This is a genomic window from bacterium (genome assembly GCA_023150945.1).
Taxonomy (GTDB): Bacteria; Zhuqueibacterota; Zhuqueibacteria; order Zhuqueibacterales; family Zhuqueibacteraceae; genus Coneutiohabitans.
The window spans coordinates 484,986-499,529 of sequence record JAKLJX010000001.1 but is presented as its reverse complement, the minus strand read 5'-3'; the positions used below and the strand labels follow the sequence as shown (position 1 = coordinate 499,529).

Sequence of the window (14,544 nt, the reverse complement as noted above, 5' to 3'; positions counted from 1 at the left end):
GGCCAAAAGCAAGCAAAAATATCGCAATTTTCTCTTGGATAATCGCACCTGGCTTGTTACTTTGCGCCGTCGAAAAATGAGAACATGCTGATGCCAAACTGCCCGCGCGCGCTCATGACCAGGAAGAAAAAAAACTTCACCACGCAAGCGATCGAAGATTACCTCAAGACGATCCACGTGTTGCAGGCCAATGACACCAGGGTTTCCACCTCGGCGATTGCCGGGCGCATGGGCGTGGCGCAAGCCTCGGTAACCGGCATGCTGAAGAAACTCGATGAGATGAAGCTGGTCGAGTATTCGCCTTACCAGGGCGTGTCGTTGACGGCCACCGGCGAGAAGATCGCGCTGGAAGTCATTCGCCACCACCGCCTGCTCGAACTTTATCTCGCGCAGGCCATGGGCTATAGCTGGGACAAAGTGCACGACGAAGCCGAGCAGCTCGAACACTACATCTCCGAGGAATTCGAAGACAAGATGGATGAGGTGCTCGGGCAACCCACGGTCGATCCCCACGGTTCGCCCATTCCCTCCAAAGACGGGGTGCTGCCCCGGCTCAACTGTTTTGCCCTCTCGCAAAGCCGGCCCGAGGAGCGCGTGATCGTGCGCATGGTCTCCGACCGCGACCCGGAACGCCTGCGTTATTTGGCGCAAATCGGCATCTTTCCCAAAACCGAAATCCTGATTCTCGAGGTCGCCCCCTTCAATGGCCCGCTGCACATTCAGATCCAGGGCCAGAGCCACCATCTCGGCAAGGAGCTGGCGGACTCGATTCTGGTCGATCATCTCTAGCCCCTCTCCGGCTGCCAGCCCCGTCTCCCTCCTGTTTTGCCCGCCTCACAGATCTGCTTTTCATCGCACGCATTTTCAAACAAGTGTTGGTATTCTAAGCACGGATTCCAAATAACAGGCGTCCGCGTTCATCACTTCGAAACAGATTATCGGTTCATGGAGCGTGTTCGTATGAAAAAAGCGATCAGCTTGATCCTGCTGCCGGCATTAATATTGACAATGGTGTTACAAGATCTGGCGCTGGCCGTGACCGCAGGGGCCGGCGCGGACCTGGAGAATCGCGTTTATTCGCTTGCGGTGCTGGATCTCGAGCCCAGCGGCCGCATCTCCGTGGCGGATGCCGGCAAAATCACCGACCGGCTGCGCCAGGAGATGCAAGCCACCGGCATGTTCGAGATGGTGAGCAAAGACCAGGTGATGGCCGGGCTGGCGGGCACGACCCTGCTGGAAACCGGCTGCAGCACGGTGGAGTGCGCGGTCGAGGCCGGCAAGGCTCTGGGGGTCAAGCTGGTCGCCAATGGCACCATCAATCGCATCGGGCCGCTCTATTTCATTGAAGTGCAGTTAGTGCACGTGAAAAGCGGCCAGGTGGTGCAGAAGGTCAAGGATGAAGTCGATGGTGACTTCAAGAAACTCGAAGCCCGCATCCCGGCATTGACCAAGCGGCTGGTCGGCACCACGACTGCCAGCAGCGCAGCCGCGCGGCCCGCCAAATCAACTGAACCGCCACAAGAGATGACCGCGGTTGAGAACTCGGCGAGCACTGACACCTCCGATACCGAATCCGAGCCGGCCCAAGACACCGGCAAAGGCAAGTCGGGCAAAACGCTGTTGGTGGCTGGACTGGTGGCGATCGGCGTGGGCGCGGGCATTTTCGCGGCCACCGCCATGGGCAAAGAAGACAAGAATGGAAATGGCAACGGCGGCGGTATCGATCCCAGCACTTTGCCTGCCCCTCCAACTTTTCCATAAGCAGTGTTGTCGCCTGCCGGCGCAAACCCGGTGCTTCAGCGCTTGACAGTTGTTTCAAGCGCGCACATGGCAGCGCCGGCGAACAAGCGCACGCAGCGCAAACAAGCACGCTGCGGCAACTGCGCCGCGGCTTGGGCTCCTTGAAATCAAACGATATAGCTTTGCTGATTCCAACTGCCGCTGGGCAAGCGACCGCGCCGGCAGGAGGCGCGCGCCTGCCGGTCTGCCTGGCACCTGGTTTGCCGATTCCGGCCGCAGTCGTTGGGAAGCGACTGCCGTGATGAATCGCATCATCATTGCTCCCGCAGGGAGGCGCAGGCCTCTGACGTAAACAGGAATCAGCAAAATGAAGCGCGGTGCCAACCGGATAATCGTCCTCCTGTGTGCAGCTTGCTTGCTCAGCGCCGCCGGCGCAGTGGCACAGACCCCTGCGGCGCGGCCGCCCCGCCTGGCCGTGCTCGGCTTTGTCGCGGAGAATGACAACGAGGCAGCGGCGATGGCGCGCCTCAATGCGCGTTTGCACGCTGAACTCGAGCAACTCGCCCTGTTTCAATGCCTGCCGCTCGCCGCAGTAGCGGCAGCGAGCAACGCCTTCCCCGGCGACTCGATGGCGGTGGTGGACGAACAGCGCGTGCAAAAAATCGGGCGCGCGCTGGGGGCGCAGGTGATCGCCGTCGGCAGTTTGCAAAAGGTGGGCAACGCTTATGCCCTCGAGGTTCGCCTGGTGCATGCAGCCAGCGGCCGGACCGTGCAGAGTGTGCGCGAAGATTTCTTCGGCACGCTGGCGGAGCTGACGCAGCACCTGCCGGTGTTGGTGCACCGGCTGATTGGTGTCACCATTTCCGCGCCCGGCCCGCTCAATCTTGCCTGCGCCTGCCCAACCGCGCTGATTTGAGTTTTCAATATTCGGACACGCAGCACCGCATCATGCGATTCAACATCACGAACGAGGTCCACAACATGAAGCGATCGGTACTTTATCTCACCCTGGCGATGACGGCCTTGGGGAGCCTTTCCCTTTGGGCGCAAGAGAAGCCCCAGCTCATCCGGATGACGTTTCGCGTCAACAACCAACCGGTGACGTGCACGGGCAACGCCAAGGTCTCCATGACATTGACTTTCGATACGGCGATGGATAAAGCGACCTTCCCGCAGGTGAAGTTCGGCCTGCAGTCGCCCCCCTCACTCGAACTGCCCATGGTGGATCGCGAGTGGGTCGATACCATCACCTTCTTTGCCAGTTTCGATATCAATGAAGACGTGCCCTCTACCGGCGACGGCCGCTATACTTTCCTGATCTCCGGCGCCAAAGCCGCGGGCGAAGGCCCCACGATGGCAGAGACGTCGAGCGACACGATTACCAACGTCCGCGGCGATACCGCCACGCTGTTCATCGATCGTTCCGGCCTGCTCGCCACCACCAGCACCGACTCACTGGTGTTCGGCACGATCAAAGCCGGCGCCTTGCGCGACAGCGTGATCTATGTGGAAAACGAAGGCTGCGCCAACATCACCATCACCGGCTACACGGCGAACAACAGCCTGCGTCCCTTTGCCCTGATCCAGGCGCCGGTGAACGCGGTAGTCCCGGGCGGAGACCGACTCGCCCTCACCGTTCGCTTCAGTCCCGTGAACCGCCGGCTGGCGCAGAATCGTTTGTGGATTTACTTCACCAGTGCCACGCAGAAAAAAGACTCGCTCTCAGTCAAGCTCCGTGGTGAATCGACCGGGCCTCGCCTCGTCGTCCTGCCCGGCGACACTTTGCGTTTTGGCCGCGTGCAAGTGAACACTGCGGTGACGAGTACGGTGCAGGTAGTCAACGACACCGTGGGCGCCAAAAACTTCAGTGAGCCGCTGCAAATCAGCGCCCTGCAGACCAACGATGCCGAGGTTTTCCAACTCGATACCAAATCCCTGAACATTGCGCCGGGCGACACCAAACAAGTCAAAGTCACGTTCAAGCCCACGACTGTCAAACAGTATTTGGGCTTGCTCTTTTTCCAAACCAATGACCTGACCCTGCCGGAAGGCCGGCGCGCCTTGCCGTTGAAGGGTAGCGCCAACCCGACCCCGCAGCCGCCACCGCCGATCACCACGATCGAAGTGAATTGGAGCGCCTATGGCGGTTATCAGGGCTATCTCTCTGCCGATACCTTGCAGATCTGTTTGCCCGCCAACGTGGCCAATGTCGCGTTTGTGCGTTGGAAGATCATTCCCAATTTCATCGCACCGCAAAGTCCCACGGATTTTACCGGCAGCGCCGTCCCGGTGGTCAGTGGCGGCACGCTGTGCTTCAAGATTCCGCTGCGGAACGTCGTGGCCGCCGGCCGCAACTATTGCTGGATCTGGCTGGACGGCACCAACGGCACTTCGGGCTACAACAACAGCCCCTTCTACAGCCCGCTGTACTACTACGTCGGCACGCCGGTGGTGCGCAACCTGTACCTCAGCGGCGGCTACACCTGGCCCGGCGGCTATGCCTACTATACCAACGGCGGCAGCATCCCATTCTGCTGGCAGGTGCAAGACGGCCGCGATATTGCCGAGGTGCGCTGGCGATTCGTGCGCGATCCTAATACGCGCCCCACCTCTGCGGCAGACACGGCCAATGGCGGTTTCTATCGCTTGGCAACCAGTGACACCACCGCCTCGCTGACGTGTGTGAATCTAACGCTGAACAAACTGAGGCAAAAGGGTAAGGACGGGCAGGGCAATTGGTTCGTCTATGTCTGGGTGATCGACAAAGCCGGAAATTCGGGCCATGCCAATGCCTATCGCTGGCCGCCGGAACCGAACCGGACAATCAGGTTTGATACCACCAGCGCCGGACGCCCCACCAGCAATTCCAATGGCCCCTGGAAACGGCATATCAGCAATGGCGTGCTTTCAACTGAGATTCAATCTTCCACCTGGTTTGGTGCCGGCCAACTCATGCGATTCTCCTTCAGGCTGCCGGGCAATGCCCGTGATGCCGCCCGGGTCTTCTGGAAATTCAAAACTCCGCCCAAAAGCCAAATCGAGGCCCAGGGCGAGGCTGAACTGACTCGCGCGGCCGGCGACACGGCAAGGTTTTCCGTGCTGTTCAACTCCGAAGATCTTTGCGGCGATGACAGCCTCTATGTCTGGCTGGCGGATTCCGCCGGCAACATCAACCCGGCAAACTACTCGGCCGCGCACTATCGCTTCGACATGTGCCCGCCGGAGATCCGCCGCGTCAAATCACTCAGCAACAACATCGCACTGAGCGGCCAGGATTTCCTCGACCGGCTGGTGGTCACCGACAGCCTTTCTGGCGTGGACACGGTGTGGGTGCATTACCGCTTGGGCGGGGCCGCCACGGAAGCGCCGCCAGTGCCGGCCTTCCGCGTGAGCCGGACCGACACCTTCCGCTTCACGATTCCGATCGCCGGCGTCACACGCCGCGGCATTGAGTTCCGCGCCATGGCGCGCGACAACGTGCCTGCTGCTTTTAATGGCCCCAATATGGCCTACGGCCCGCTCAACAGTCCCACCTGTTACGGTGATGATGACAACAGCGGCGCGCTGGCGCTGGATCATGACGGCGAGTATTGGTATCCCCTCCGCACGCGCGTCACTGGCGAGGGCGATTTCCGCATCGATTCCGACGGCCGGCCCGTGCCGCTGGTTTCCGGAGATTCCACCACCAGCTATCAATTGATCTCGATTCCCTATGATCTGGATGACAGCAACGCGATCAACGTCTTGAAGGATGATCTCGGCGCGTATGATGCCAAGCAATGGCGCTTGTTCGACTACGTGCCGCAGAATCCGCAGGCCACGCGCTGGCAGGAAGGCACCAAAGCGCGGACGTTCACGCCGGGCCGGGCCTTCTTCGCGATCACGCGCAAGCAGGACACGGTGTTCGACAGCGGCCCGGGACAAACCCGGCGCACCGTATGCCCCGACACCCTGACGGTGCAGGAAGGCTGGAACCTGATTGCCACGCCCTTCAACTTCCCGGTGCACAAGCGCTCGCTGCGTTTGATCAATGCCGACAAGGATACCGTGAGTTTGTGGTCATTCGAGCGGCAATGGACCTTCTCCGACGTGATGGATCCCTGGCGCGGTTATGCCATCTATGTCGTGCGCGGTCAGGGCGTCTCGACCTCTGCGCCCTTGCGCTTGATCGTGCAGCCGGTGGCAGTGCCCGGCCGCATTGGCAAAGTCAATGCGCCGGCAATGGCGTGGCAGGCTGGTGAATGGGCAGTGCAGATCAGTGCGCGCGCCGGCGAGGCCCAGGATCAACTCAACTGGGCAGGCATTCGCCAGTCGGCTAGCGCAGACTACGATGCCACGGAAATGGCGGAGCCGCCGGTGATCGGTGACTATGTTTCAGTCTCCTTCCCACATCCGGAATGGCGGCAGCCGGCTGAGAATTTCTGCACGGATTTCCGCGCCAGCCACGAGGCGGATCAGGTGTGGGATTTCGAAGTGGCAACCAATCAAACCCAGCGTGAGGTGCGCGTGCGCTTCGCTTTGGTCGGCGACTTCCCCGCGAACGTCGAGGTGTATCTGATCGATGAAGCGCTGGGCCTCGCTCAAAACCTGCGCGCGAAAGCCGAATACGCCTTTCGCAGCGGCACACAGCCGGTGCAAAAGCGGCTGAAGCTGCTGGTCGGCAAGCCGGAGTTCGTCTCCAAACAAGCCGGCGCCATCGCGCTGGTGCCGGAGCAGTTCGAGCTGCTGCAGAACTTCCCCAATCCCTTCAATCCGGAAACCAGCATTCGCTACAACCTGCCTGAGGCCGCGGTGGTATCGCTGGTGATTTATGATCAGCTCGGCCGCAAGGTGCGCACGCTGGTGAATCAGGCGGCGCAACCGGCGGGTTATCACAGCGCGGTGTGGGATGGCCGCGATGAGGCCGGCCGGGCCGTGGCAACCGGCATCTATCTGTACAAAGTCACCGCCGGCCAGCACAGGCAGGTGCGCAAGATGGTTTTGCAAAAATAACGGCGGCGCGCTTTTCCCGAGGCCACAGCGTTGCCTCTCTTCATTACTTCTGCACAAGCGAAAGCCGGCACTGCCGGCTTTCGCTTTTCTGCAATGTTTCAGCCACATGAGGGCCGGCCATGCGGGTGATGCGGCAAGCATCCATTACCGCATCGGCGCGTGTGCCGCAAGCATCTTGTGCAACTCGAGCGTGCGCCTCCCGGCAAAAGCGCCACCTTCTTACTGAAGAGCATGCTTTGCAGCATGAGAAGCCAGCAGGCCGTGTTTGTTCCATCAATGACAGAAGCCCTGCGCTTCGGCTAAAGTATCGTTTGACATTCTTCTGCCGGTTAGATAATGTTCCCTCGCGCCGCCGGCAAGAGATTTGACCAAGCCGGAGCAGCGGGCTGAACCTGCTGGCAGGAAGATGGGAAGGGACAAGCGCACCGGCCACGGGCGGCCGGACAATGCCTCAGTCACGGAGGGAGATTGCCATCCTGGAGCGAATCTTCTTTCAACTCAGCATCGCCGTTGATTGTCACAAGATGCTTGCAGCGTGACAGCTCCCGTGACTGCAGGCATGCCGCCGCCGGCCTCATCCCTCTTGCATTTCCACCACCGGTTTTGTATTTTGCCCCCGCTTTTTCGCCTGCGCGCGAGCGCTCTTTCCCCAAAAAATCCGTTGCCTGTTTCGATCTCACCCAAGAGGAGCCGGCCATGCAAGCGACCGTCGTTGCCCCCACTGCTCAGGTCCATGCGCGTGAACCCAACCCCGGCGCCCAACCCGCCGAAACGGTTGCTTCCGAAAACGAATTGAGCCGCGACCAGGTTTTGGCCTTGCGGCGCGAGTATCTGCCGCCGGCGGTGTTCATGTACTATCGCGAGCCGATCAATCTGGTGCGCGGCCACATGCAATACCTCTACGACGACACCGGCCGGCAATATCTCGATGCGCTCGGCGGCATCGTCACCATCAGCGTCGGCCACTGCCATCCCGAGGTGATCGCCAGAACCAAGGCGCAGATCGACAAGCTGCAGCACGCCACCACCATCTATCTGCATCCCGCCATGCCGCTGCTCGCCAAAAAGCTCGCGGAAAAAATGCCCAGCCCGGACCTGAAGGTCACCTTCTTCACCAATTCCGGCAGTGAAACCAACGATCTCGCCCTCACCATGGCGCGGCTGTTCACCGGCAACCTCGACGTGCTGGCGTTGCGCAACTGCTATCACGGCGCCGGCCTCGCCACCATGAGCCTGGTCGGCCACAGCACCTGGAAGTATCCGATTCCGGCTGCCGGCAACATTCATCACGTCGCGCCGGGCTATTGCTACCGCTGTCCGTTCGGCAAGACCTATCCCGCCTGTGATCTGCACTGCGCCCGCGACGTGGAAAACGTGATCAAGCACAACACCAGCGGCAAAGTCGCGGCGTTCATCGGCGAGCCGATTCAGGGGGTGGGCGGCACGGTGACGCCGCCGCCGGAATACTTCAAGATCGTGTATGAGATTGTGAAAAAGTATGGCGGCCTGTTCATCGCCGATGAAGTGCAAACCGGCTTCGGCCGCACCGGCAGCCATTACTGGGGCATTCAAAACTGGGGCGTGACGCCGGATGCCATCGCGATGGCCAAGGGTATCGGCAACGGCATTCCGCTGAGCGCGCTCACTACCCGCCGCGAGATCGCCGCAGTGATGTCACAAAAAATCTGGTTCAACACCTTTGGCGGCAACCCGGTTTCGATGGTGCAGGGACTGGCGACGCTCGAGGTGATCGACAAAGAGGGCACCCAGGCGAACGCCGCGCAAGTCGGAAACTACTTGAAAGAGAAACTCACCGGCTTGATGGACAAACACCGGCTGATCGGCGAGGTGCGCGGCTTGGGCTTGATGCTGGGGGTGGAGCTGGTGAAAGACCGCAGCACCAAGGAACCCGCCACCGCTGAAACCGCCGAGGTGATGGAACGCACCAAGAACAACGGCCTGCTGATCGGCAAAGGCGGTTTGCACGGCAATGTGCTGCGCATCAAGCCGCCGATGTGCCTCACGCAAGGTGATGCGGATTTTCTCACCGACACGCTGGATCGCGTGCTGTCCGAAGTGGAAGCGGCGTAAGCGCGGCGAACGCTGCGACGTTGCCGCGGGAGGTGGTGTATGAACGGAAAATCTGCCCGTGTTTGCATCGCAGCGCTGCTTGCTGCAGCCGGCCTGTTCGAAACGGCGCCGGCACAAAGCAAGCATTGGGCCGGCAGCGCAACGAGCAGGATGATGCGGCCGCTCGAGGTGAGGCAGGAAAAACAGGGCCTGATTCAAAGCGACGGTCAGGGTGATCAGCAGGACGGCAAGACCGGGCCTCATGCTTTCTGGCTCCAGGGCGGGTTGGGCGTGGCTTCCGCGGATATCAGTGGCCGGTATTGGACTTCGTGGGAAGCTTTCCTTCATTTCAACGCCAGTGCACACTTTCGCCGCAAGCACCGCTTGGTGTCGATTGGCCTCGACCATCAGATGATCGAAGCTTGGGAGATCAAGTCATGGTGGGCGAGCTACGGCTTTGTACACTCCCTGCCGTATCTGGAAGCGTCGCTGAGCCTGGGCGCGGGGTTGACGCGCTGGTATTATGACTCGGAAAGCAGTCGCGGGCGGGTTCGTTCCGTCAAGGCGCCGAGCCTGCTGGCCAAAGCGCAAGTGATTACCCATGTGAAACAGATACTCGGTTTGGGTCTGGTATTGTCCGGCAACGTCAATAACGAAGCTGCCTACGTGGCGGGCAGTATCGTTTTGGCGCTGGGGGCGTGGAATCTTTAGGCCGGTTTGAGATTGTATCTTTGCGAGAATGGCAAAGATTCGAACCGCGAGGACGCCAAGCAGGCGAATAGTCCGGTCTCATCTCTGCTCTCTTCGCGCTCCGGTGGTTGATCTCGCCGCGACTAATTCTCGAAACGCGTACGGCTGTTCGGTTTGAAAATGTCATTCCGCCAAATCGGGTGCAGCATTCGGCGCAGCGCCCAAATTCTCACATGATCCTTGACAGGATGGCGGCGGAGAGAGGATAGACTTCCAAAGGCGTCAGTGCACTCGTGTTTTTTCAGAAATGGAGGAAAAAGAGCACAGCCCGTTCCTCCGTTTCCTCAGGCTGCTCACCTCGCAAACAGGTCTTCATGGAAACAGAAATCAAACAACCAGCCATCGACAATCGCTTACGGCGTTATGCCAATTGGGGAATCGTGCTCGGCACCGCCCTGTGGGCCTGCTATTTCGTCGGCTTCCTGGTCTATCATTCCCTGCGGTCCACCACATCGGACAATAGCTGGCTGCTGCAGATCATCGAAAAACACTATGCCGCGTCGGTTGGCGTGCCGTTGTCGGCAATTTCTGCATTTTGCATTGTGTTGTTGCTCCAGGTCGTGGTTTCCGGCCCGATCGAACTCGAGGCCCTGGGATTCAAATTTCGCGGGGCCGCGGGGCCGGTGGTATTATGGATCTTTTGTTTTCTGGCCATGGTCTTCGGCGTGTACTTGTTGTGGGGAAAATAGGGAAGGCATATGGTTTCTTAGAATAGGCAATGGCAAACCCTGCCAGCATCAGCAACGCGCAAACTTGAGCGGCAAAGGAGAACATCATGACAAAACTCCTCATTCGCGGCGGTGAAATCCTCACCGGCACCGACCGTTACCAGGCCGAGGTGTATTGCGAAGGCAGCATCATTCGCGCGATCGGCGCGAAACTCGCGGTGCCGGCGGGCACCGAAGTGATTGATGCCACCGGCTTGCTGGTCATGCCCGGCGGCCTCGATCCCCACGTGCACATGGCGCTGCCTTTCATGGGCACGGTGAGCGCAGATGACTTCGAATCCGGCACCGTGGCGGGCATCTGCGGCGGGGTCACCACCATCATCGACTTTTGCATTCCCAACGCCAATCAGTCGCTACTCGAGGCGCTGCGGCAATGGGATGAGAAGGCCAAAATCGCGGTGGCGGACTACTCCTACCACATGGCCATCACCTGGTGGAGCGAGCAAGTCGCGGAGGAGATGGCGGTCGTGGTGCGCGAGCGCGGCCTCACCAGCTTCAAGCATTTCATGGCCTACAAAGGCGCGCTCATGCTCAATGATGATCAGCTCTATCACAGCTTCTGCCGGGTAAAGGAGCTGAACGGCATTGCCACGGTGCATGCGGAAAACGGCGACTTGGTGTGGAACCTGCAGCGCAAACTCCTGGCCGAGGGCAAAACCGGGCCGCAGTCTCATGCCCTCTCACGGCCGCCGGAAGTCGAAGGCGAGGCCACCAACCGCGTGATTCGCATTGCGGAGGTGGTGGGCGTGCCGGTTTACATTGTGCATCTGTCGTGCAAAGCCGCGCTCGACGCGGTGATCGCCGCCCGCTTGCGCGGCCAGCGCCACGTGTATGCCGAGTCGCTGATCAATCACCTCGTGCTCGACGATGAAGTCTATCGCCAACCCGGCTTCGAAGCCGCGGCTTACGTCATGAGCCCGCCGTTCCGGCCCGCCGGCAATCCCGCCGCCTTGTGGGACGGCATCAAAGCCGGCATGATTCAAGCCACCGGCACCGATCATTGCCCCTTCACCATGCAGCAAAAGGCGATGGGCAAGGACAATTTCACCTTGATTCCCAACGGCTGCCCGGCGATTGAAGACCGCATGAGTCTGCTCTGGCATCATGGCGTGCACGGCGGCCGGCTTTCGCCGCAGGAATTCGTCAATCTCTTCACCACCACGGCCTGCCGCATTTTCGGACTCTACCCGCGCAAGGGCACGATCGCCGTGGGCTCGGATGCCGATCTCGTCGTTTTCGATCCTGAAAAAACGCGCACCATCAGCGCAAAGACGCAGCATCACCGGGTGGACCGCAGCATCTTCGAAGGCATGACGGTGAAAGGCAATCCCACTCACGTGATTGCAAGCGGCAAGCTGGTTTACAAAGAGGGCGATTTGCGGGTCGAGCGCGGTGCCGGGCGCTTCCTGCCGCGCAAGCCCTACGGCCTGTGATTCACTCAACGGCTTTGTCGACGTGATTTCGATCATCCCTTCACCAGACACGGAAAGGCGACTATGAGTCTGCAACCCACGCGCTTGAGCGCGGAACAACTCGCGCAGAACTTTGCCGATCTGGCGCCCCGCTACACTCCCAACGAAGCCCTGCTGGAAGCGGCACGCTGTCTGTTTTGCTACGATGCGCCCTGCATCCGCGCCTGCCCCACCGGCATCGACGTGCCGAAGTTCATTCGTCAAATCCTCGAGCGCGATGTCGCGGGCGCGGGCCGCACGATTTTGTCCGCGAATATCTTCGGCGGCACCTGTGCGCGCGCCTGCCCCACCGAGGTGCTGTGCGAAGGCGCTTGCGTGTTGCACGGCCTCAATGAGAAGCCGATTCAAATCGGGCGGCTGCAGCGCTACGCCACCGATCACGTGCTGGAGCGCAATCTGCAATTTTTCACTACCGGCCAGCCGCTCGGCAAAAAAGCTGCGGTCATTGGCGCGGGGCCGGCCGGCTTGTCCTGCGCGCACGAGCTGATCAAACTCGGCGTCGAGGCCATGGTTTATGAAGCCAAGGAATTTGCCGGCGGACTCAACACCTCCGGCATTGCGGCGTACAAGGTCAACACCGAATTTGCCCGTGCCGAGGTGGCTTACGTGCAGCAGATTGGCATTCCCATCCGTTTCAACACGCCGGTCGGCAAAGACTTGCCGGTGAGTCGGTTGCTGCAGGAGTACGATGCCGTATTTCTGGGCACGGGCTTGGGCAAAACCGCCAGCTTGGGCATCGCGGGCGAAGAGTTGACCGGCGCGTTCGAAGCGTTGGATTTCATCATGCCGACGCGGCTGGGCGCCCTCGCGGAATGTGTCGTGGGTGAAAACGTGGTGGTGATCGGCGCGGGCAACACCGCGATCGACGTGGCCACGGCCGCGCGCCGGTTGGGCGCGGAAAAGGTCACGATCGTCTATCGCCGCGGCGCAGCCGAGATGCCCGCCTTTGCCTACGAATACGCGCTGGCAAAATCCGATGGCGTGCAATTCCTGTGGCATACGCTGCCCAAACGGATCGTGGGCGCGCACGGCAAAGTGGTTGGCTTGGAATGCGTCCAGGTTCAGCCCGGCGCCAAAGGCCAGCGCTTGCAGGAAATCCCCGATTCGTTTCACACCATTGCTTGTGACATGGTCGTGGCGGCGCTCGGCCAGGACGCTCTCTACGAACTCTACCAAACGATTCCCGAACTCAAAATGGAGGGCAAGCGGGTGGTTGTTGATCCCGCCACCGGCGCGACTTCCGTGCCGGGCTTTTTTGCCGGCGGTGACTGCGTCAACGGCGGCAGCGAAGTCGTGGATGCAGTGGAAATGGGCAAAATTGCCGCCCGCGGCATCCTGCAGTATTTGAATTCCAACCGGGCCGCGCGCTGATTGCCGGCGCGGCATCCTTGCATAGCCGGCGCAGACCGCGTTCCGCATGTGCGCCGGCGCTGAGATTTCCATGGCCCTTGAGCAAAAGAGGTGCACTCATGCCTGATCTTTCCATTGATTTCTGCGGCATCAAATCACCCAATCCGTTTTGGCTGGCCTCGGCGCCGCCCACCAACAGCGCCTATCAAGTGGCGCGCGCTTTCGAGGCGGGCTGGGGCGGCGCGGTGTGGAAAACCATCGGCGAGCCGATCGTCAACGTCAGCAGCCGCTATTCCGCGGTGCATTATGCCAACCAGCGGGTGCTGGGACTCAACAACATCGAGTTGATCACCGACCGGCCGCTGGCGGACAATCTGCGCGAGATTGCCGACATCAAAAAGCGCTATCCGAAAAATGCCCTGCTGGTGTCGCTCATGGTCGATTCCACGCGCGCGGCCTGGCATGACATCGTCAAGCGCACGGAGGACACCGGCTGCGACGGGCTGGAACTGAATTTCGGCTGTCCGCACGGCATGAGTGAGCGCGGCATGGGATCGGCGGTGGGGCAGGTGCCGGAGTATGCCTGCCAAATCACCGAATGGGTGAAGGAAGTGGCGACCACGCCGGTGATGATCAAGCTCACGCCCAATGTCACGGACATTCGCTACATCGCGCGCGCGGCAGTGCGCGGCGGCGCCGATGCCCTGTCGATGATCAACACCATCAACTCGATTACCGGCATCGATCTCGACACGTTCGTGCCGCGGCCGGCGGTGCGCGGGCAATCCTCGCACGGCGGCTATTGCGGCCCGGCGGTGAAACCGATCGCGCTCAACATGGTGCAGCAAGTCGCCGCCGATGAACAGGCGCCGCGGCGCGTGCCGCTCAGCGGCATCGGCGGCATCCAAAGCTGGAGTGATGCAGTGGAATTCATGCTGGTGGGCGCGACCAGCGTGCAGGTTTGCACCGCGGTCATGCACTACGGCTTTCGCATCGTCGCGGGCATGATCGAAGGCATGGAAAACTGGATGCGGGAGAAGGGTTTCACCTGCACGCGGGATTTCATCGGCAAGTCGCTCGACCGCGTCACCGACTGGGGCAATCTCGATCTCAACTATGCGATCACGGCGCAAATCGACCAAAAGCTCTGCATTCACTGCGGGCTGTGCTACATCGCTTGCGAAGACGGCTGCCATCAGAGCATTCGCATGGAAAAACGCAACGGCACCAATCACTATGAAGTGATCACAGAAAAATGCGTGGGCTGCAACATGTGCCTGCTGGTTTGCCCGGCGGAGGGCTGCATCACCATGCAGGATCAAAGCGGCGGCAAGCCCGCGATGTCGTGGAATCAATATCAAAAGCTGCTGGCGGAGGGCAAGATCGCGCCGCTGCAGCCGCCGGCGCATGTGTAGAGTCGAGTCAGACTCATGGAAGAGAAA

General features: G+C 60.5%; 10 protein-coding genes. All 10 read left to right on the top strand.

Going from position 1 to position 14,544, the window contains the following annotated elements; translation table 11 throughout:
- Window positions 1–90: 90 nt before the first annotated feature.
- Window positions 91–789 (top strand): metal-dependent transcriptional regulator, encoded by a 699-nt coding sequence (locus L6R21_01925; GenBank protein ID MCK6557930.1) that lies wholly within the window; start codon window positions 91–93, stop codon window positions 787–789.
- Between the two features lie 171 nt (window positions 790–960).
- Window positions 961–1,761: a hypothetical protein gene (locus L6R21_01920; GenBank protein ID MCK6557929.1), complete on the top strand. Its 801-nt coding sequence runs from the start codon at window positions 961–963 to the stop codon at window positions 1,759–1,761.
- 346 nt (window positions 1,762–2,107) lie between these two features.
- Window positions 2,108–2,656, top strand: coding sequence for a DUF3280 domain-containing protein (locus tag L6R21_01915; GenBank protein MCK6557928.1), 549 nt, complete (start codon window positions 2,108–2,110; stop codon window positions 2,654–2,656).
- 65 nt (window positions 2,657–2,721) lie between these two features.
- Window positions 2,722–6,732 carry a choice-of-anchor D domain-containing protein gene (locus L6R21_01910; protein ID MCK6557927.1) on the top strand — a complete coding sequence of 1,337 codons (4,011 nt, stop codon included), beginning with the start codon at window positions 2,722–2,724 and terminating at the stop codon, window positions 6,730–6,732.
- 696 nt (window positions 6,733–7,428) lie between these two features.
- Window positions 7,429–8,823 carry an aspartate aminotransferase family protein gene (locus tag L6R21_01905; protein MCK6557926.1) on the top strand — a complete coding sequence of 465 codons (1,395 nt, stop codon included), beginning with the start codon at window positions 7,429–7,431 and terminating at the stop codon, window positions 8,821–8,823.
- A gap of 39 nt (window positions 8,824–8,862) precedes the next feature.
- Window positions 8,863–9,513, top strand: coding sequence for a hypothetical protein (locus tag L6R21_01900; GenBank protein ID MCK6557925.1), 651 nt, complete (start codon window positions 8,863–8,865; stop codon window positions 9,511–9,513).
- Window positions 9,514–9,866: 353 nt separating this feature from the next.
- Window positions 9,867–10,241 (top strand): hypothetical protein, encoded by a 375-nt coding sequence (locus L6R21_01895; protein MCK6557924.1) that lies wholly within the window; start codon window positions 9,867–9,869, stop codon window positions 10,239–10,241.
- Between the two features lie 86 nt (window positions 10,242–10,327).
- The gene (gene hydA / locus L6R21_01890; GenBank protein MCK6557923.1) at window positions 10,328–11,713 is read left to right on the top strand and encodes a dihydropyrimidinase; all 1,386 of its coding nucleotides are present in this window, start codon (window positions 10,328–10,330) and stop codon (window positions 11,711–11,713) included.
- A gap of 63 nt (window positions 11,714–11,776) precedes the next feature.
- Complete coding sequence (locus L6R21_01885; GenBank protein MCK6557922.1) at window positions 11,777–13,123, top strand: NAD(P)-dependent oxidoreductase; 1,347 nt, start codon at window positions 11,777–11,779, stop codon at window positions 13,121–13,123.
- Between the two features lie 98 nt (window positions 13,124–13,221).
- Entirely contained in the window at window positions 13,222–14,517 is a 1,296-nt protein-coding gene (preA, locus tag L6R21_01880) for an NAD-dependent dihydropyrimidine dehydrogenase subunit PreA (GenBank protein MCK6557921.1), read from the top strand.
- Window positions 14,518–14,544: the final 27 nt, after the last annotated feature.

What these genes read in the sequence shown, in the direction of transcription:
- L6R21_01925 (MCK6557930.1), top strand. Translation starts at nt 91, where the DNA reads ATGCCAAACTGCCCGCGCGCGCTCATGACCAGGAAGAAAAAAAACTTC.
- L6R21_01920 (MCK6557929.1), top strand. Translation starts at nt 961, where the DNA reads ATGAAAAAAGCGATCAGCTTGATCCTGCTGCCGGCATTAATATTGACA.
- L6R21_01915 (MCK6557928.1), top strand. Translation starts at nt 2,108, where the DNA reads ATGAAGCGCGGTGCCAACCGGATAATCGTCCTCCTGTGTGCAGCTTGC.
- L6R21_01910 (MCK6557927.1), top strand. Translation starts at nt 2,722, where the DNA reads ATGAAGCGATCGGTACTTTATCTCACCCTGGCGATGACGGCCTTGGGG.
- L6R21_01905 (MCK6557926.1), top strand. Translation starts at nt 7,429, where the DNA reads ATGCAAGCGACCGTCGTTGCCCCCACTGCTCAGGTCCATGCGCGTGAA.
- L6R21_01900 (MCK6557925.1), top strand. Translation starts at nt 8,863, where the DNA reads ATGAACGGAAAATCTGCCCGTGTTTGCATCGCAGCGCTGCTTGCTGCA.
- L6R21_01895 (MCK6557924.1), top strand. Translation starts at nt 9,867, where the DNA reads ATGGAAACAGAAATCAAACAACCAGCCATCGACAATCGCTTACGGCGT.
- hydA (MCK6557923.1), top strand. Translation starts at nt 10,328, where the DNA reads ATGACAAAACTCCTCATTCGCGGCGGTGAAATCCTCACCGGCACCGAC.
- L6R21_01885 (MCK6557922.1), top strand. Translation starts at nt 11,777, where the DNA reads ATGAGTCTGCAACCCACGCGCTTGAGCGCGGAACAACTCGCGCAGAAC.
- preA (MCK6557921.1), top strand. Translation starts at nt 13,222, where the DNA reads ATGCCTGATCTTTCCATTGATTTCTGCGGCATCAAATCACCCAATCCG.